11 protein-coding genes are annotated in these 18,497 nt (G+C 67.3%); 6 read left to right on the forward strand and 5 right to left on the reverse strand.

Annotated elements, in window-relative coordinates:
* Positions 1-83: 83 nt before the first annotated feature.
* The 5 genes from ACLBYG_RS15015 to ACLBYG_RS15035 form a co-directional block, all read right to left on the reverse strand.
* A complete protein-coding gene (locus ACLBYG_RS15015; RefSeq protein WP_056524859.1) occupies positions 84-1,559 on the reverse strand; it encodes an O-antigen ligase family protein in 1,476 nt (491 codons plus the stop codon).
* 150 nt (positions 1,560-1,709) lie between these two features.
* On the reverse strand, positions 1,710-3,068 hold the full coding sequence (locus tag ACLBYG_RS15020; protein ID WP_091675635.1) for a polysaccharide biosynthesis/export family protein: 1,359 nt from the start codon (positions 3,066-3,068) through the stop codon (positions 1,710-1,712).
* A gap of 279 nt (positions 3,069-3,347) precedes the next feature.
* A complete protein-coding gene (locus tag ACLBYG_RS15025) occupies positions 3,348-4,763 on the reverse strand; it encodes a lipopolysaccharide biosynthesis protein (RefSeq protein ID WP_056524853.1) in 1,416 nt (471 codons plus the stop codon).
* Positions 4,764-5,007: 244 nt separating this feature from the next.
* The gene (locus ACLBYG_RS15030) at positions 5,008-6,069 is read right to left on the reverse strand and encodes a glycosyltransferase family 4 protein (RefSeq protein ID WP_447681964.1); all 1,062 of its coding nucleotides are present in this window, start codon (positions 6,067-6,069) and stop codon (positions 5,008-5,010) included.
* A gap of 182 nt (positions 6,070-6,251) precedes the next feature.
* A complete protein-coding gene (locus ACLBYG_RS15035; protein WP_447681965.1) occupies positions 6,252-7,274 on the reverse strand; it encodes a glycosyltransferase family 2 protein in 1,023 nt (340 codons plus the stop codon).
* A 624-nt stretch (positions 7,275-7,898) separates the two neighbouring features.
* Between ACLBYG_RS15035 and ACLBYG_RS15040 the strand changes: the two genes are divergently transcribed.
* The 6 genes from ACLBYG_RS15040 to ACLBYG_RS15065 all read left to right on the forward strand — a co-directional run bounded on the left by ACLBYG_RS15040 (position 7,899) and on the right by ACLBYG_RS15065 (position 18,381).
* Complete coding sequence (locus ACLBYG_RS15040) at positions 7,899-8,744, forward strand: HAD family hydrolase (protein WP_447681966.1); 846 nt, start codon at positions 7,899-7,901, stop codon at positions 8,742-8,744.
* Positions 8,741-10,048 carry a glycosyltransferase gene (locus ACLBYG_RS15045; protein ID WP_447681967.1) on the forward strand — a complete coding sequence of 436 codons (1,308 nt, stop codon included), beginning with the start codon at positions 8,741-8,743 and terminating at the stop codon, positions 10,046-10,048. The genes ACLBYG_RS15040 and ACLBYG_RS15045 overlap by 4 nt, the downstream gene beginning before the upstream one ends.
* 269 nt (positions 10,049-10,317) lie before the next feature.
* Complete coding sequence (locus ACLBYG_RS15050) at positions 10,318-12,348, forward strand: glycosyltransferase (RefSeq protein ID WP_447681968.1); 2,031 nt, start codon at positions 10,318-10,320, stop codon at positions 12,346-12,348.
* Between the two features lies 1 nt (position 12,349).
* Positions 12,350-14,014 carry a Wzz/FepE/Etk N-terminal domain-containing protein gene (locus ACLBYG_RS15055; protein WP_091927908.1) on the forward strand — a complete coding sequence of 555 codons (1,665 nt, stop codon included), beginning with the start codon at positions 12,350-12,352 and terminating at the stop codon, positions 14,012-14,014.
* Between the two features lie 71 nt (positions 14,015-14,085).
* On the forward strand, positions 14,086-15,198 hold the full coding sequence (locus ACLBYG_RS15060) for a glycosyltransferase (protein WP_447681969.1): 1,113 nt from the start codon (positions 14,086-14,088) through the stop codon (positions 15,196-15,198).
* Between the two features lie 552 nt (positions 15,199-15,750).
* Positions 15,751-18,381 carry an FAD-dependent oxidoreductase gene (locus ACLBYG_RS15065; RefSeq protein WP_447681970.1) on the forward strand — a complete coding sequence of 877 codons (2,631 nt, stop codon included), beginning with the start codon at positions 15,751-15,753 and terminating at the stop codon, positions 18,379-18,381.
* The last annotated feature ends 116 nt before the right edge of the window (positions 18,382-18,497 follow it).

An 18,497-nucleotide genomic window follows, 5' to 3' on the forward strand; every position in this document is an offset into this window, starting at 1 on the left:
GCGGAACACGGAGCGGCAGCTCCCGGTGCCGGACGGCAGCAACGCCCGGCCCCCGGTCCGGCCATCGGCCTCCGGGGCTGCCCTCACGTGCCGAGTGATACGTTCTGAGCCGAATGGCGAGCCGGTTCGGCGAGCCGCGACCGTATCGCGACCGCGGCCGGCTCGATCGGAGTTGCGGAGACACCGATACGCCCGACTGGATGACGTGCGGGATAGGCGCAGGCGGTGGCGGCGAAGATGTAGAATATCAAGCCCTGATCGACGGTCGGGCCCGCGATGAGGCTGCCAGGGAGAAGGGACAGGCAGGCGACGCGGCCAGCAGCACGGATGTCGCTCGCGTAGGTCCGCGGCGCTCCGCGCCGAAATCCGAACACCGACGCCAGGAAAAGCACGTAGAAGACGGCTCCGGGAATCCCGACATTCGACAGCACCGCGAGCGGAAAGCTCGATGTGCGATTGGTTCCGAGGCCGACGCCCAGGCCGTTCGAGTCGATGAAGTTCCGCCACGCATAGGCGTTCCAGGCCGAACGCTGAACACCCGAACTCGTCTCGGCTTTGCTCAGGACAAGCGTATCGACGTAATCGTAGACGCGCTCAGCCACGCCGCCGACCGAGAAGGCCAGGAGCACGAGGACGCAGGCGACCAACGGACCCGCGACCACCAGCCAGGCGCTGAAGCGGTCCTGACGACGCGTGCTGCATCGCAGCAACGCGATCGTGTAGAGCATCGGGATCAGCACCGCGGCGCCGACCAGGCCGGTCGAGGATGTCGACAGGATCACGAACAACAGCGAGATCAACGCCAGAGGTCCCGTCACCAAGGGCTTGCGGCCACAGAGCCACAGCATGCCCGTGAACCCGCAACCTCCCAGTGTCATTCCCGCGAAGGCCGACGCCTCCGGCCAAGCCCCGATGATCCGCCGCATACTGCCGACACTCTCCTCGTCGTGGAACGTGTACTGAGCGTTGCGAATGAATTGCAGGGCCTCCTGCGTGCCCGTTGCCGCCGTGAGGACGTCGATGATGCCGAAACATATGTTGGCAGCCGCGTAGAGGATGAGCGCCTTCGCGAGCGTCTCAATCCCGTTCTTCGAGGATCCGAAAGCGGTGATGATACTGAAACAGACCAGATCACCGATTAGATAGATCGGCTGCGTGAAATTGCTGGATACTGGTCCCAGGGGAACGACGCCGTCGCTCGTGATCAGGTGTGACGACGTTCCCAGCGGCACGATATAGGTCTGCCCTGCGAAGAGCCGCGGCAGGATGTAGCTGCTCGCCACCCCGTAGAGAGTGAGACAGAGAAGCCAGAAACCCGGTTCAGGCAGGCGGAACGAACTCAGGACCTGTGTCGAGATGTTGCGATGGAACAGTGTCGCGATCATCAGGAACACGAGGAAGAGATGCGCCGGCTGCACGTTGGCACCGCCCAGCAGGAGTGCCGCGGCCGAGCCGAGATTGCAGAACACCACGAAGGCGATCACCACCGATTCCCTGCCGAACAGCAGACAGAACAGGCCGATGACGACCGCGATGGCGCCTATTGGTTCGAAGCTCATGTCAGGCTGATCCAGGCATGATCGACGGCGGAGCGGCGGTGGCACTCAGGCGACGCACCGGCACCCCCGGCGGTCGTGCCGGGCGGGGATCGGGCGATCGCGTCGTCTGGTCACCGCCCGGATCGATGCGACGCGCACGCATCGACCATCTCAGCGATTCGCACTCTCGGTTGGCCGCAGTGGCGCATCCGAAGCGGCCGGACCGCGGCTCACCGGAGCGCCCGATGATCCGGGCCGCGGCGACGGGGACGGCCGCGTCTCCCCGGCCTTGTCGGCCGGCTGGCGCACGAGCGTCACCCGCACGACGTCGCCGGGCTCGACGACGGCCTCCTCGGAGGCGAGCCATGTGCCCGCCTTCACCCCCTGCTTCCGGGTAATCTCGTAGCGCGCGCTCACGGCTTCTGCCGCGTCGTCGGTGCTGCCGACCATCTGAGACTCGGCATCGGCCGCGAGCCGCTCGGCTGTCCGCGCCTTCTCGTCGATCGAGGCGAGCTTCTGACGGGCATCCGCGGCCTCCGACAGAGCTTCGCGGCGGAACCGGGCCTTGAGGTCGATGATGTCGCGCTCGGCGCGCGTGAGGCTCTGCTGAGCGCGCAGCATGGCGACCTGCACGTCGAGTCGGCTGCTCTCGAACGACGCCTGACTCTGCTCCGCAGCCAGCTTGCGCGGCGCGATCGTGAGTCCCTTTGAGACCAGATCGTTGATCAGGCCGAGCTCACCGCGACTGAGCTCGATCTGGCGGTCCAGCGTTTTGGACTTATTATCGAGCGTGCTCATTTCATTTTGAAAGCTGGCGATCGACTGTTCAATCGACTTGATCTCGGCCTTCAGCGCGTTCCGACGCGTGTCGAACAGGAGTTGCTCACCGCGGACGGCCTGCTCCGCGTATATCCTGTCCACCGTGCCTTTCAGCTCGCCGCCGAACGCGATCGTCTCCGCGCCGCCGACCTCCGCTTCGAGACGCGCCAGCTTGGCGGCCAAGGCGACCCGCTCCGCGGCCAGATTTCGCAACTCGCCGCGCGTTGTGACCGCGTCGCGCTGGATACTGCGCGGGTCGGTGCCGCGCATCAGTCCCTGAGCCGTGCTGACGGCCTGTAGTACGGTCAGGCCGGGTTGATACTCGTACTTGCCGGGCTGCTGGACCGCACCGATGATGTAGAAGGGACGGTAGGTCGCGACTTCGACCGATGCCGCGGGCTTCTCCGCGAGATCGGCGACCTGTTTCAGAGCGACACCGATGGCGTTCGCGAGATCGATCGGCGTGCCGCCCGCCGCCTTGATCTGGCCGATCAGTGGCATGGACACGGTTCCATCCGCCGCAACGACGAACTGACCGTTCAGTGCCGTCCACGAGTACGCTTCGCCGGTGTTGCGACGCAAATCATAGACGCGGATCGTCAGATGATCCTGAGGGCCGAGCAGATATCGACCGGCTTCGTCGGCGGCCGCATTCGCGTGCGGGCTGCCGAACAGCAGGACGCACGCCGCCGCAACTAGACGCAGACGCATCAAATTCTCTCCGACCAGAGCCAAATCTTGAGTATAAGTCTGCGCGCTGCGATCGCCCTACGGTATCCGCAGCACAGAATCCCGAGGGCCACATCGAAAGGTAGCAGACGCCGCCAAGTTAGCCAAGATTTAACGACCCGAGGTCTGTCTTGCGGCCGCTGCTCATCCGAGCCGTCGAAGTGAGCGCGGCCAAAATTGTACCCTCCGCAATCTCGTGGATCAGCCCGCTGGCGGCTGTAAGTTCTGCGTTCTTCGCCGCTGGCCCTCGCGCGACCGGCCTCATGGACGCAGGGTCCTCAGGCGAAAGCCGAGCAGCAGCATGCTCACGCCGTAAGCCGCCGCGCCGCCGAGGATCAGGGCCGCGAGAAGCCCGGCCGAGCCGATATCCAGGCGGCTCAAGGCGGCCCGCAGCGCGAGGACGGCGGCCGCCATCGCCGCGCACGAGAGGGCAATCTGCCAGAGATTACGGATCTGCCCCGCCACACCGGCACCGACGAGACGCCGCGCGTAGATCGCGCTGATCAGGAAGTGAAACAGGGCCGTGGCAAGGCGCGCGTAGATCATCATCATCACGCCGCCGAGATAGAATCCCAGTGTCATGCTCAAGACCTTCGCCACCGATTCGAGGAGCGTGATCTTGAGCATCACGTTCGGCTCGTCCATCGCGAGGCAGAGCGTTGAGACAGGTTGGTAATAGGCGGTGAACATGACGGCCAGCGACAGCCATCGCAGATAGGGCGCCGCGGAAATCCATTGCGCACCGAGGATGACGCTCACGATCTGGTCGGCGGTCAGTGCGATGCCCACGCCAGCCGGGAGCGCGATGATCATCGTGAGTCGAGCCGCCTTGAGGAAGGCGGCTCGTAAGCGGAGGCGGTCATCGGCCATCGTCGCGAACGCGGCCATGACCGGCCGCATAGCCGGACCGATGACGCTCTGAGTCGGGAGGACGGAGAAATCGCTCGCCACCCCGTAGCGGCCGAGTACGGCCTTGTCGACGTGGTAACCGAGGAACATGCGATCGAACTGCCAACTGAAGGCAGCGAGGATCTGTGAGGATGTGAACCAGCCTGTGAACGCCGAGAAGGCACTCAGCCGCGCCAGGGAGAGCCCCGGTCGGTAAGGCGCCAGCACGTAGGACAGGATGGTCGGCAGGATCGCGGATGCAGCTGGGTTGATCACCAGGGCCCAGTAGCCGGCTCCCAAGTAGAGAGACCCGATCGAGATCAGGGCCGCGGCCACTTTTCCGGAAAAATCCGCGAGAAACGACGCACGGAAGTCGATCTTGCGGAACAGGTGTACCATGGCCGGGCTGTAGAGGCTTCGCGCGATCGGCGCCGACGCGAGCGCGAGCGTGATGGGGATCAGTCGGACGTCGTCGTAGATGTGGGCGACCGGCCAAGCGGCGGCCATCATCAGAACGGCGATGACTCCGCCCCGAAGAAGGCCCAGCGTGAATGCAGTATCCAGATGCGACTTCTCGATCTTCTGCAGACGCAACAGGGCCTGAACCAGCGGGATCTCGAGGATCATCTCGACGATCGAGATCAGGGACGCGGCGATGGCCGTCAGGCCGAAATCGGCGGGCGACAGGATCCGTGCGAGGACGAGCAGCGTGCCGAGATCGATCGCGCGCGCGGAGATCCGCGCGGCGACACTCCATCCGGCGCCGCGCAGCGTCTTAGAGGCGAGCATGAACGTGTCCCACGGAGGACTGACCGGCGCCACACCGGCCCGGAACGACGTCGTGCCTCGTGGTCACGACACGGATCCGGATCTGAGCAACATGGCGATTCCGATCCTGACACGCTCTGCAAGGCAGTCCTGAACCAGCATCCGGCGGCGGCATCAATCTAGCTAATTTGGTCAGCTTGCGATCGAGCCGCGCCCGCGGTGCGTTGTGGGAGCCGTGTCCGGCTTCCGCGCACCGGGACGCGCATCACCCCGCGAGGCCGGCAGCGCGCCGATAGACGGTTAAGGTCTCGTCGGCCACCCGTGCGATCCGCAGGTGATCCAGGTTGATCTGGCTCTTCGCTCTCAAAGCGCCCAGGGCGCTCGGATCGGTCGTGAGCGTGATCAGCGCCTGCGCAAGCTTGTCCGGATCGTTTGCCGGGACCAGAATGCCCGCCCTTCCCCCGTCGAGCAGCTCGGGAATCCCGTCGACGTCGGTGCCCACGATCGCGCAGCCCGCCTCCCGGGCTTCGGAGAGCACGAGCGGTGCCGGATCGGCGTGGGACGGGAGCACGAAGATGTCGGCGCCCAGCATCCAGCGGTACGGATCGTCCCGCGGCCCGGCGAAGGTAATGGCATCCGCGCAGGCCAGCGCGCGCGCGGTCTGCTCATAGGCGTCCCGGTGAGGACCGCCGCCGACGACGTAGAGCCGCATGGCGCGATTGTGGGGGAACGCCTTGTCGAAGGCCTGAAGCAGATTGGGCAATCCCTTCCGGGGATGCAGGCCTCCGACGAAGACGATGGCGGGATGATCCAGAGCCTGCGGTTCCTCGGACCGACCGCGCATGCGGGCTGAGCCGATGGTCCCGTTGAGCACGACGTCGATGCGGGAAGCCGCGATGCCGCGCTTCCGCATTGCCGCAGCGACCGCGCCGCTCACAGCGATGACCCTGGTCCCAAGGCCCATGAGGACGGCACCCTTCTCGAACTCATTGTGGACGGTCGTCACGAGGGGAACGCGCAGCAGCTTGCAGGTCGGCCAAGCCAGCACGGCGCTGGTCATCATATGGGCGTGGACGACATCGGGACGCCAACGCCGGAGCACACCGCCACATCCGAGGAACGACGTCAGGATCCGGGCCGGCGTGCGCGCGTGGCTCGCGAAGATCGACTCGACGCCGTTGGACCGGAGCAGCGCATCGAAATCCCCACCCTGACTGGCTATCGCGACCCGGTGTCCGGCCTGCGCCTGTTGGCACGCGAGATCGACGGCCGCGTGGACATGGCCGTTCAGTCGGCGCGTGTGATTCAGCAGATGGAGGATACGCATGACTTACGAGCGCTCGTGTCGGATCCGAGCCCCGGCCTGCGCTGGACTCCATGCAAGCCGCGGCGCCGATTAGGCGGGAGATACGACCCTGGCCGAACAGGAGAGCCGCCACATATTCCGGAGCCATCTAGGTGTAAAAGCGCGACCGGGCGCAACAGAAAAATCCGGCGCACTACTGATTTTCAACAATGCCCCGCACCGATCGTGGCGCGCAGGATCTGTCGGACCGGCCGGCGCTTGGGCGAGAAGCGGAAGGCGAGCAACGCCTGCGCACACCGAACGGGCGCGAGAAACGTCGCGACTACGAAGAGCGCATTCGCCATTTTCCATTTCAGGGAACGCGGCTCGATCAGGACAGATCTGATCAGGCCCAGGAACGGCCTGCCACCGTACCGGACACCCCGGAGGATCGCCAGGCAGAACTCGAGGAACCGAAAATAGTATGTCTGCTCTGGCTCGACGAGGGAGACTCCGGGACGCCAGTCGTGAAGAAGACCGCGCAGATGCCTCAGACGTGACTGGAAACGCTGGAGATCCCGCTCGACGGTGGCCGCCTGCGGGACGCGGCCCAGACCCGAGTCATTGCGGCCATGGACACGGTAGAGCCCGAGACTTTCGGAAAGACTGACGATCTCGCCCATGAACGGGGCAGCCAACAGAATCACGCCATCGACAGCTTGGTCGTACGCGCATTGATGGAGCAGATCGCAGACATCGCGGCGGAAGACATTCCCGGACGTGGGCGGCGTCTGGTAGACGCCTGAGCGCAAGATGTCGTTGACAGTCCTGTCCTGCCCGCGGAACGCGCCGAGAGCGGGGTATGGGTCCGCCAGGATCGTCCCGGTCGAGTCGACGCACCTCAGACAGAACTGAAGTTTGGCGACAGTCGGATCTAGTTCCGCGAGAATACGGTCGAGAGCACCCGGCAGAAGCTCGTCGTCCGCGTCGAGAAAGAGCAGAAACGGGGCCCGGGCCTTGGCCAATCCGTACAGGCAAGCCGCCCTCTGACCGCCGTTCGGGATCCGGAACGCCGCGACACCGGACCGCTGGATAATCGACCACGAGTCATCCGTCGATCCATCGTCTATCACGACGATCTCACAAGAGTCATTGCCTTGCCCAACAACGCTTTGAATTGCTCGACCGACAAAATTTTCGTAGTTGTAACAGGTAATGATGACTGCGAGCTTGGGATCCGTGACCACGACAAATGTCTTTCACGCTCGTCGTTCAGCGCGCCCGTATCTCACGGTCTCCGGCGCCCGACAGGATGTGGCTAGCACGGTATCCCACCGAAATCCACAATCGACATCTGAAGCCGCAGCAAAAATCCAAGTCCAATTGGTAGTTTAATCGCTGACGCTCTGCGCACTTCACGTTGGCTCGGAGACAAAAATCAACACTCCGTGATCGGGAATCGATCGATGATCGTCACCTTCCGGCCCGACTCGGAGCTCTGGGGACGTGTTGAGCCTCGCATGAGGCGCGAGATCAAGGTGACATCCAGGCACGTTGAGCCTGTCGGTCGATCCGTCGCGGCCTACGGCGCCGGCCCGCCCTCCCAGCGCGGGCGGTCGTACCTTTGATCCCCCGGACCTACTCCGAACGGCGGTCTTGTTGGGCGCCGCCAAGCTCCACTAAGGCCCCCTTTCCCGGAGATTCCCCCTCGGTCGGGCCGATCAACCCGCCTTTTCGGGGGTGCGCGGTCGCCTCGTCAATGCTTATGGCCGTAGCAGCACGCCTTCATTGATGTCGGACGGGACAGATTGTTGCTATACTCGTTGGAGGATGGACATCGCGCGCAGCGTGGTGCCGATACGGCACCGTCATTGCAGAAGGGATCCGCCGGACGCGGCCCGGCGGGCAGACATCAGGTTCGATCGCCATCGATCGGGAGAGATCTAGCCATCATGCACCTACCCGAGACGGCAGCCCGTATCGTATCCTGCGACGTCTTCGACACGCTGCTCCTGCGCGATCACCGGTCCGAGCGCTACCGCTTCCACGAGATCGCGGCCGTCGCGTCGCAGCTGCTCGCGGCGGAGCACGGCGTGGTGCGCCGACCGGGCGCGATCTACGCCGCGCGCCTGGAGGTGCAGCGAGCGGCCTACCGGGCGCTCGACTTGGCCAATCCCTCGGGCGACGTGCGCTTCGCCGACATGCTCGCGGCCATGACGCGCGTCCTCGGTCTCGATGATCGGGCCGCGGATATCCTGTATCGGGCCGAGATCACGGTCGAACGCGCGCAGTTGCGCGCGAACACCCGGCTGATGACGTGGCTGAGGGGCCGGGCGCGGGCCGGGGGTAGGATCATCGCGGTGAGCGATACGTACCACCGCGGCGAGACCATCGCGCAGCTGCTGAATGCGCTGGCTCCCGACCATCCCATCGCGCGCATCTACACCAGTGCCGACCACGACGCGACCAAGCGGACACGGGCGCTCTTCGATGTCGTTCTCCGGAGCGAGAAAGTGCCCCCCGCCGAGATCCTCCACCTCGGCGATGACACGCTGGCGGACGTGACGATGGCCGCCGCCGCGGGCCTGAGGACGGCACAACTGCTCCGGCCGCGCCACGTGGTGCTGCGTCGCCGCCTCGATGCCGTCCGCGCTCGCGTGATGCACCGGCACTGGATCGGTGCCGCCCGGAGCGGGGCCAGGAGGATCGGGCCGTGAGCGCGACCGACGCCGCACGCGGCCCCGCGGGCGACGACGCGGTCGCGTTCGGCCAGCGCGTGCTGGGCCCGATCCTCGCCGAGTTCTGCCTACGCCTCTGGCTCGCGGAACGCTTCCTCGCGCCGGACAGGACCGTCCTCCTGTTCTGCGCCCGGGGTGGCCTGCGCCTGCAACTCGTCTACGAGCGCTTCCTCCAGCGAACCGGCCTGCCGCAGAACCTCCCGCGCGCGGCCCTGATGGTCTCGCGCCTCGTGGCCGCCCGCACCGCCTTCGATCCGCCGAGCCCCGGCATGCTCTCCGAACTCGGTCGGGAGTTCAGCGGCCGGTCGATGGCGGAGATCGCGGCGGCGCTGGCGCAACGCGACGATCTGGCCCTTCCGGCGTCCTGGGATGAGCCCTTCGAGGAGGGGGCTTTCACCGCGCTGCTGTCCGGCAACCAGCCCGGCGTGGCCCGCCTTCACGCCGCGGTCGCCCAACAGGATGCCCGTTTCCGCGCGCATCTCGAGGCCTGCGCCGGCCCGGCGCGCCACTGCGTGCTGGTCGATACCGGGCTCTACGGCAGCACGGTCCGCATGCTTCAGGAGGGCCTGCCGGAGCGGACGTGGTCAGGGCTCCAGCTCGCCCGCTGCAACTACAAGCGCCTCGCCACACCGCATTTCCGCCGCACGTTCGGCCTGAGTGTCGAGAGCGACTGGTACAAGCCCTGGGACGCGCGCACGTCGGTGCTGCGCTTCTGGCACCTGATCGAGGCCTGCCTGGAACCGGACCTGCCGAGCGTCCGCACCTTCGCCCAGGCCGTCCCGGGATCGCCGCCGCGGGCCAATCTTCAGGACGACGGCTGGGAGGCGCGGATCGCATCGACGCGGCCGGACCTCTTCACCGGCGTCCTGGCCCACATCGACGATCTTCGCTCCGAGAGCGTCGCGGCGATCCCGGACGACGCGGCGCGGGCGTGGGCGGCCCTGAAGAAGGCAATCATCTGGCCGGATGACCGGACCGTCTCGACCTTGAGTCTCGGCGGCAGATCCCGCGATTTCGGACGCGTCGAGCTGAGCGCGCAGTACGCCACACCGCGGCCGGCCCGACCCGCGCAGCAGATCCGCGACAGTCTCTGGCGCGAGGGCGCGCTTCTCCGCTTCTTCCCGCGCGCGGGCCGGTTCCTGCTTCCCGTGATCGAGGCCGTCTACGCCGGTCGCGCCCTTCGAAGGGAGGCCACGTCCCGTCTCGTCCGCCGCCGCGAGCCCGCGCCCGAGGCGCGCGCGGAGCCGCCCCTGTGGCGCCGGCAGGCCTCTGGCGCGAACTGAGGTCTCTCCGTGTCGTCGAATGCAGCGTTCGGGCCTCGGCTACTGAACTTGGATTTTCCTGTCGAGAATCAGAATGCTGCCTATAAAATAATTAGCGTCCCGGATTTTTGCCTCTATTACGTACGCGAATTCTGCGCACGCGCGGGGTCATGCGCGATCCCGGTTCCTGGGATCGCGGGCCCGACCGCGCCGCTCACGCGAAAGGTGGAACACTCTTGTTCTCGTATTCGATCCGCGAATCGGGGCTCCGACAGGAGTAGAGCGACAGCATGACGGCAGTCGGATCGTTCGGAATCAACGGTCGGTTCCTCACCCAGCCGATGACCGGGGTTCAGCGCTACGCGATGAACGTCACCCGGGCGCTGAGCGCGGCCCTGGCCGCTGGGGGCGAGAGCGTCCCCTTGCTGTCCGTGCCGGACGCGCAGGATCCCCGTCTCGCAGGCACGCCGCTCCGCACCGTCGGACCGGCGGGTGGGCATGCCTGGGAGCAATTCGTCCTGCCGCGCGCCTGGCCCGGCCGATTGCTCAACCTCTGCAACACCGCCCCCGCGCTGAAGGCCGATCAGGTCGTCTGCATCCACGACGCGAACGTGTTCAACGCGCCGGAGAGCTACAGCGCGTCGTTCCGGACCTTCTACAGGACGCTCCAGCCGCTTCTGGCGCGCCGTGCCGCGCGGATCGCCACCGTCTCGAGCTTCTCGGCCGGACAGATCGCCAACCATCTCTCGGTGAGAGCCTCCGACATCGTCGTGCTCCCGAACGGGCACGAGCACGTGCACGCCTGGGATCCGCGACAGGCCGTCCGGGCGCCGGCGGCCCTGGACCGGGACGCCGACGGCCTGGAGCGCCCCTTCGTGCTGGCCCTCGGGTCCCGCGCCCGCCACAAGAACCTCGATCTGCTGCTCAAACTGGCGCCCGCCTTGGGCGAACTCGGGCTCGACCTCGTGGTGGCGGGCGGCCAGGCGACCATCTACGCCGCCGAGGACCTGCGGCGCGGCGAGAATGTCCGCCACCTCGGCTTCGTCACCGACCACGACCTCGCCTACCTGATGGAGCGCGCCCTGTGCCTGGCCTTCCCCTCCCTCACGGAGGGGTTCGGGCTTCCGGCGCTGGAGGCGATGGCACGCGGCTGCCCCGTCGTCTCGACCGACCGCGCGAGTTTGCCGGAGATCTGCGGGTCGGCGGCCCTGCTCGCTCCGCCGGACCGGCCGGAACGCTGGCTCGACCAGATCCGTGCCCTGGCCGCGAGCCCGGACCTGCGATCGGACCTGATCGGCCGCGGTCGCGATCAGGCCGCCCTCTTCTCGTGGGAGGCTTCGGCGCAGGGCTACCTCGATCTCATGCGGGCGCCGAAGGTGCGGCCGACCGCGCGCCCCGCCGCGCGCCCTGCCGCGCGATCCGCGGCACCGCCATCTCCGCCCAGCATCGCCGTCGCCATCGCGACGCTGGGCCGTCCCGAGGTGGTGACCGGCACGCTGCGGCGGATCCTGGATCGGCAGACCCTGAAGCCCGCCGCCATCCTGATCTCCTGCGTCACCCCGGACGATGCCGGCGAGGCGGCCGCGTGGCCCGGCGTGACGGTGGTCACGGGGCGTCCCGGCCTCGCCACTCAGAGAAATGCCGCCCTCGCCGCGCTGCCCGAGGCGATCGATATCGTGGTCTTCTTCGACGATGACTTCGTCCCCGAGGCCGGCTGGCTCGCGGCAGCCGCGCAGCGCTTCGAAGACGAGCCGGACATCGTCGGCCTGACGGGCGACGTCGTCGCGGACGGCATCAAGGGGCCCGGACTGCGCTTCACCGAGGTCGACCGGATGCTCGCCGCGCTGGCTCCGGTCGAGCCGGCGGCGCCCATCGAGGCCTTCAGCCCGTACGGCTGCAACATGGCGTTCCGCCGCTCGGCCATCGGCACGCTGCGCTTCGACGAGCGGCTCGTCCTGTACGGCTGGCTCGAGGACCGCGATTTCGGCGCGGCCCTGGCGGCCCGAGGCGGCCGGCTCGTCAAATGCATGGAGGCCCGCGGCGTCCATATGGGTGTGAAAGGCGGCCGCATCTCCGGCGATCGGCTCGGCTATTCGCAGATTGTCAACCCGCTATACATGCTGCGCAAGGGCACGATGACCCTGTCTCAAGTCTTCGGCCAGATTACCCGCAACGTTCTCAGCAACGTGACGCGCTTCGCGGCCCCCGAGCCGTTCATCGACCGGCGCGGCCGGCTGCGCGGCAATCTGCGCGGCGCCGCGGACGTGCTCCTGGGACGGCTGGAGCCCGAGCGGGCCCTGAAGATCCGACGGAAAGTGTGAGATGAACATCCACAACACCAACCGGATCCCGCCGGACCAGTCCCAATCGGTCTCCCATTTTCCGGAGACGACCTCCATCGGCGTGCAGGACGGCCCGCTGGCCGTCATCTCGGCGGCCCTCAAGGCGGCCCGCCGGCACAAACTGGCGGTGGCCGTCTGGGTGGTCTTCTGCATCGGCTGCGCGGCGCTCTACACGGTGACCGCGACCCCCTTCTACACGGCGACCGCTGTGCTGCTGCTCGAGCCGCGGCGCCCGGTGGGGTCGGGCTCCTCCGATGGCGCCCTGATGCCGAGCCTCGATGTGGGCCGGGCCGAGAGTGAGCTCCAGGTCCTCCGCTCGGAACGGCTGCTGGCGAACGTGTTCAACAGTCTCCAGCTGGCGAACAATCCGGAATTCGGTCCTCCGGAAGCCGAGAGCCCGAAGGAGCCGGGCCCGGGCGCGTCCGAATTGTCGGGGCTGCGGACCGCCCCGCCGTCGACGGCAGCCATCCTGCAGCAGAGGAAGTTCGAGAACTTCGCCGAGCGATTTACCGTCAGGCGGGTCGGACAGTCGTACGTTGTCGAGGTCTCGTACACGTCCAGAGACCCGAACCTGGCGCGGCGCGTCGCGAACGCGGCCGTCTCGGCCTATCTCCTGCAATCCATCGCTGCCAAGGCCGATGCGGCCAAGAACGGCGCCGAGTTCCTCCAGGGTCGCGTCAATGCCCTCGCCTCCCAGGCGCGGTCCGCCGCGGCGGCCGTCACCGAGGGCACGCTGCCGGACGCGCCGACGCCCGATGCCGACGCGCGGGTGATCGGCGCGGCGCTGCAGCCCCTCAAACCCTCGGCCCCGCGGAAGACCCTGATCCTCGGCCTCGGCGCGATGATCGGCCTCGTCGGCGGCTTCCTGGCCGTGGCGCTGCTGCAGGCCTTCGACCGCCGGATCCGGACGCCGCAGGATCTCGTCCAGAGGGCCGGCATCCCCTGCCTCGCCGTGATGCCCGAGGTCCTGCGCAAGACGGCCGAGGGGCGCCGCGAGACCGTGGATCTGCGCAACGTCAACGCGCCGTGGTTCCTCAACGTCAAATTCTCCACGGGCGTCCGCGACCTTCGGACGTCGATCCAGCTGGCCCTCTCCGCGCGCGGACACGATTCCGACTGTGTCATCGCCCTGGTCGGCTGCACCCCGCGCACCGGCACGACCCTGATCGGCCTGAGCTTGGCGCGCCTGCTGCAGGAAGGTGGCCGGACCGCCCGGCTGATCGACACGAACATCCACGGCGCCGGCACCTTCTTCCTGACCCCGGACTCCAAGGCCGGGGTCGGCGCGAGTCTCGCCGACCTGATCATCAATCCGAGCCATCTGGCCCTCGCCAAGTTCGTGGATTTCGGGGGCGTCTCGGTCCTGCCGTCGCGGTCGCCGTACACGGCGGTCGGCACCGGCATCTCCCTCAGCTCCTCGGTCTTCCAGAGCGTCATCGACCAGATGCGCCGGGGGGGCTACGTCATCCTCGACCTGCCGCCGCTCTCCGTCTCGGCCGAGTCCCGGGTCGCGGCCCGTCGAGCGGATGTCGTGGTGATCGTCGCCGAGGCCGGGCGGACGACCGTCGACGAGCTGTCGGACGCGGTGAACGGCCTGATCGGTGCCGGCGCGAACGTGATCGGCGCCGTCCTCAATCGCGCGTGAGTCGGACTCCGGCATCGTCGACGGGCCCGCGCCCGGATCGCCGGAGCTTCGAACGGAAGGAGTTGGTTGGGATGGCGGCCGGAGATCGTGAGAAGGTCCAGATCCTCTATCTACAGCCGGGGTCTTCCGTCTTCGCCGGCATCGAGCGAGTGGTCGACACGATCGGCGGGGAACTCGCGCAGAAGTGCGGCACCGAGTTCGCCGTCGACGTGCTGCGAGTCACGCAGCACGCGGACTACCCGGCGGAACCGCGGCCTTACAGAAGCGTCTTCCGGCCGGTCACATCGCGCCTGCACCTCCTGCGGATCTTCAGGGATGTCAGCAAAGGAGGCCGCTACGATCTGGTCATCGTCCCGCAGATCGAGCCGACCGTCATCTTCTGGCTCGCCCGGTTGGGCATCCCGCAGCGGATCACGATGCACCTGCACGGCAACCCGCGGCGCGAATCCGCCAGCCTGAAATCGAAGGTCAAATTCTTCCTCCTGAAGCATTACATCCTCCCGCGGATCGCTTCCGTTTTCGGCACGTCGCCGCGGCAGCTCCGGGCGTTCGAGGCCGATTTCAACTGCAGACGGCCAATGTACTGGGTTCCCAACCCGGTCAGGCACTTCGAAGCGTCGGACGCCGACATCCGGCCCGACCCCGCCGTCATCACCTTCGTGAATGTCGGACGCTACGCCTTCCAGAAGGGTCAGGACCTGCTGGTGCGCGCGTTCGCGCGATTGTACGAGCGGCGCAGGAACGTGCGGCTCAACTTGGTCGGCCACGGATCCGACAAAGCGGCGCTGGCGGACCAGATTCAGGCGCTCGGCCTGTCCGAGGTCGTCCGGCTCGTCCACTCCCCGGACAACCCGCAACGGGCGCTCTTCGCGAGTGATGTCTTCGTCGCGACGTCTCGATGGGAGGGCTGGTCGCTGGCGATCTGCGAAGCCCTCCGATGCGGACTGCCCGTCATATCCACCGACTGCGAATTCGGCCCCAGCGACATCCTGGTCGACCGACGTCTCGGGCGCCTGATCTCACCCGACGACGAGGAGGCGCTCATAGAATCCATGGAGTATTACTGCGACAATATAATCCTGGAGAGATCGTTTTCGCAATTCAGGAAGCATCACATCGACCAGTACAGTGCCGAGAGGATCGTGCACATTCACGCCGACGCGATCCGGCAATCGGCATGCTGAACCTCGGCCAGCCCCCGGTCGCGCAGCGGCCCGGCCCATCCTCCACCTCGACCCTAGAGCGCTCTCCGCCGAAGTGGATACCGGTTCGGCGTAAGAGAGCGCGTCGAGACAAAGGTCTAGAGCCGTGCCCGATTGCAACGCGATCGGGCACGGCTCTAAGTCGTCGCGCGCGCCGCGGAAGCAGCATCGACGCGGCGGCCCGCCGAGCGCGTCAGGGTTCGCAGCCGCGATGCGCCGGCCGGCCGGTACGGGGCGATAGGCGCGCGTCGCACGGGAGAGCCGCACCACCGGCCGACAACGTCCGGACCGCGCCGCGGAGCGTCATGGATCGCCGTCCTCACGACCGCGCGCAACCGTCGCGCCCGCTCGTCGACGGATCTATCGCTGGTCCATATCCGCGTCGTGCCCGAAGAATCACTGACGATCCGGCGTCATGGCAAGTGGACACTGAGCATATTCATGCCTCCTCAACGCGTCGATCGTCCACGTCCGCGCTTCGGCAATAAGTGCGCGACGGTAGTCTCGATGGAATGAGCCCGGGAGCCGCCCACCGTGATCCAGCTGCGTGCCGCACGTGAAATCGAGGGTCTTCTGGATGCGGCTTGCGATGTCTGCATTGTCGGGACGGGCCCGGCCGGGAGCACCTTGGCGCGCGAGCTGTCCGGCGGCGGCCTGAGGGTCGTGCTGCTGGAGAGCGGCGGCCTCGACCGGATGGAGAGCGCGGACGCGCTGGACGCCATCGTGAATGTCGGCCGGCCGCGCGCGACCCAGTGGGCCGTCCGGAACCGGATCGTGGGTGGTAGCTCGCACACGTGGGGCGGCCGGTGCGCCCCTTTCGACACGATCGACTTCGAGCAGCGTGCCTGGGTCCCGGAGAGTGGGTGGCCGTTCCAGCGCGACGCGCTCGATCCTTATCTCGAGCGGACGGCCAAGTATCTCGGGCTCGCCTACGGCAACCATTTCAGCGACGCGCGCTTCTGGGACCTGTTCGGTTCGCAGCCGGCCTGGTCCGAGCCGGATCCTCGGATGCTCCTGCCCTTCTTCTGGCAGTTCAGCCGCGACGACGCGGAATCCTATCCGTTCGAGTACACGCGCTTCGGGCGGAAACTGGACGAGAAGTTGGGCCCGAACGTCACGTTGATCAGCGGCGCGACCGTCGTCGCGATCGACGTGAACGGGACGGGCGACAGGGTACAGGGCGTCCAAGTCGCGGCGCCCGACGGCGCGATCGTCAAGCTGCCGGCCCGCCATGTCGTCCTGTGTGCCGGCGGGATCGAGAATGCGCGGCTCCTCCTCGCCTCCGATCATCAGGTCCCGGGCGGCCTCGGCAACAGGTTCGACCGCGTGGGTCGCTACCTGATGGATCACCTGCGCGGGCCGGTCGCGCATTTCGACCCTCACCGATCGCGCGCGCTGCAGCGGCGGTTCGGCCGCTACACCATCGAGGATCGGCTGTTCCGGGGCGGGCTCCGCCTGAGCCCGGACGTCCAGCGAAGCCGCCAGCTCCTGAACAGCGCGGTCTGGCTCGGGGAGACGCTCGCCCCCGACGACCCGGGCGACGCGATCCGGAGGATCCTGGTCGGCAAGCCGCGGGCGAAGGACATCCTGACGCTGACGTCGAACCTGCCGCTGCTCCTGCGCGGCTGCCGGGACCATTTCATCGCGCGCAACGGCTTTCCGCGGAAGCTGTCCGAGCTGAGCCTCGAATGCATGGTCGAGCAGCGGCCGGATCCCGAGAGCCGGGTCATGCTCTCCGATCAGCGGGATCACCTGGGCAGCCGGCTGCCCCTGATCGACTGGCGCAGTCACGAAGATGAAGGCCGCACGATGCGCGAGACGGCGCGGCTCGTCGTCTCCGAGTTCGCCCGCCTGGGCCTGCCGGTGCCCGAGCTGGCAGACTGGGTGCGCGAAGAGGCGCCGATCCCGCTCAGCTTCGTCGATGTCGCCCACCCGACCGGCACCACCCGCATGTCCGACGATGCTACCAGGGGCGTCGTCGATGCGCGCGGCCAGGTTCACGGGATCGACGGCCTGTTCGTCACGGGAAGTTCGGTGTTCCCGACAGGAGGCCACTGCAATCCCACGCAGATGATCGTCGCTCTGGCGATCCGCCTCGCCGACCTGCTGAAGGTCCGGGAACAGCGCGACACCGTGGTCTCCGACCTCCGAACGTCTCCGCCCGTCCCGGGCGATCTCCGCGTCCTCGTGACGGGGGCGACGGGGCGGATCGGCCGCATCCTGGTGGAGGACCTGCAGGAACGCGGCTACGCGGTCAGGGCCGTCACGTCCCAGCCCCTGACCGAGGCGCAGCCGCGCACGGGTCGGGTCGAGTGGCGGACCTTCGACTTCGCGGCGGATCAGGATTACGCCGGCCTCGTCCACGGCTGCGCGGCCGTCATGCATCTCGCCGCCGAGCTCGGGAAGCAGGATCGGATGCAGGCCATCAATGTCGAGGCGACGCGGCGACTGGCCGAAGCCGCCGAGCGGGACGGCGTCCGGGCCTTCTGCTACATGAGCACCGTCTCCGTGTATGGCAGCGGCCGCGCGCGCACCATGACGGAGACGGCGCCGGTTCTCACCAGCAGCGTCGACGTCAAATCCGAATACTGGGCCCTGGACTACGTTCGCGCCTACGGTCGAACGAAGCTCGCCGGCGAAGAGGCCATCAGGCGGATCGCCTCGACCCTTCCCTACGTGATCCTGCGCCCGACGGTGGTCGTCGATCTCTATAATCTCATCGGCTTGCGCGACTGGAGCCTCTCGAAGCGCCTCTTCGCAGCGCATCGGCCCTCCCATCACGTCTACGTCCGGGACGTCACGGACGCGGCGATCTGGACGATGACGCGGTCCCTGACCGGGGCTTGGCCGGCGGGCGAGGTCCAGGTCTTCAATCTCTCCGATCACGAGGCGCGCGATGCGCGGATCGGCGACTTCATGCGGCGGGCGTTCGCGATAAGCCGCGATCCCCGCTTCCGGGTCATCCCGATGCCGGCCCTCGTCGACTGGCTCCACGATTTCCTGCGCAACCGGACGCTGCCCTTGCGCAATCCTCTCTGGAGGATGCGGTTCCCGAACGATCGTCTGCGGCAGGCCGGGTATCGACACCGCTACGGAATGGCCAGGGCCCGCGCCATGGCGCTGGACATCCTGCGAGCGGAAACACGGGAGCGAAACCGGTCCTGAAGGCCGTCAGCCTCACCACAGCGGCGCGCCGCCGGGCACCGGCACGTCCCAGATCATGGCGTCGCCGCGAAAGGGAGGTTCGTGCCGCGAAGTTCTCTCTCACTTGCCACGCCGGA

The organism is Methylobacterium sp. D53M, from assembly GCF_053345625.1.

Bases quoted from the DNA above. Each gene is read 5' to 3' on its own strand.
- ACLBYG_RS15025 (WP_056524853.1), bottom strand. From the start codon at position 4,763: ATGCTCGCCTCTAAGACGCTGCGCGGCGCCGGATGGAGTGTCGCCGCG.
- ACLBYG_RS15020 (WP_091675635.1), bottom strand. From the start codon at position 3,068: ATGCGTCTGCGTCTAGTTGCGGCGGCGTGCGTCCTGCTGTTCGGCAGC.
- ACLBYG_RS15015 (WP_056524859.1), bottom strand. From the start codon at position 1,559: ATGAGCTTCGAACCAATAGGCGCCATCGCGGTCGTCATCGGCCTGTTC.
- ACLBYG_RS15055 (WP_091927908.1), top strand. From the start codon at position 12,350: ATGAACATCCACAACACCAACCGGATCCCGCCGGACCAGTCCCAATCG.
- ACLBYG_RS15050 (WP_447681968.1), top strand. From the start codon at position 10,318: ATGACGGCAGTCGGATCGTTCGGAATCAACGGTCGGTTCCTCACCCAG.
- ACLBYG_RS15060 (WP_447681969.1), top strand. From the start codon at position 14,086: ATGGCGGCCGGAGATCGTGAGAAGGTCCAGATCCTCTATCTACAGCCG.
- ACLBYG_RS15030 (WP_447681964.1), bottom strand. From the start codon at position 6,069: ATGCGTATCCTCCATCTGCTGAATCACACGCGCCGACTGAACGGCCAT.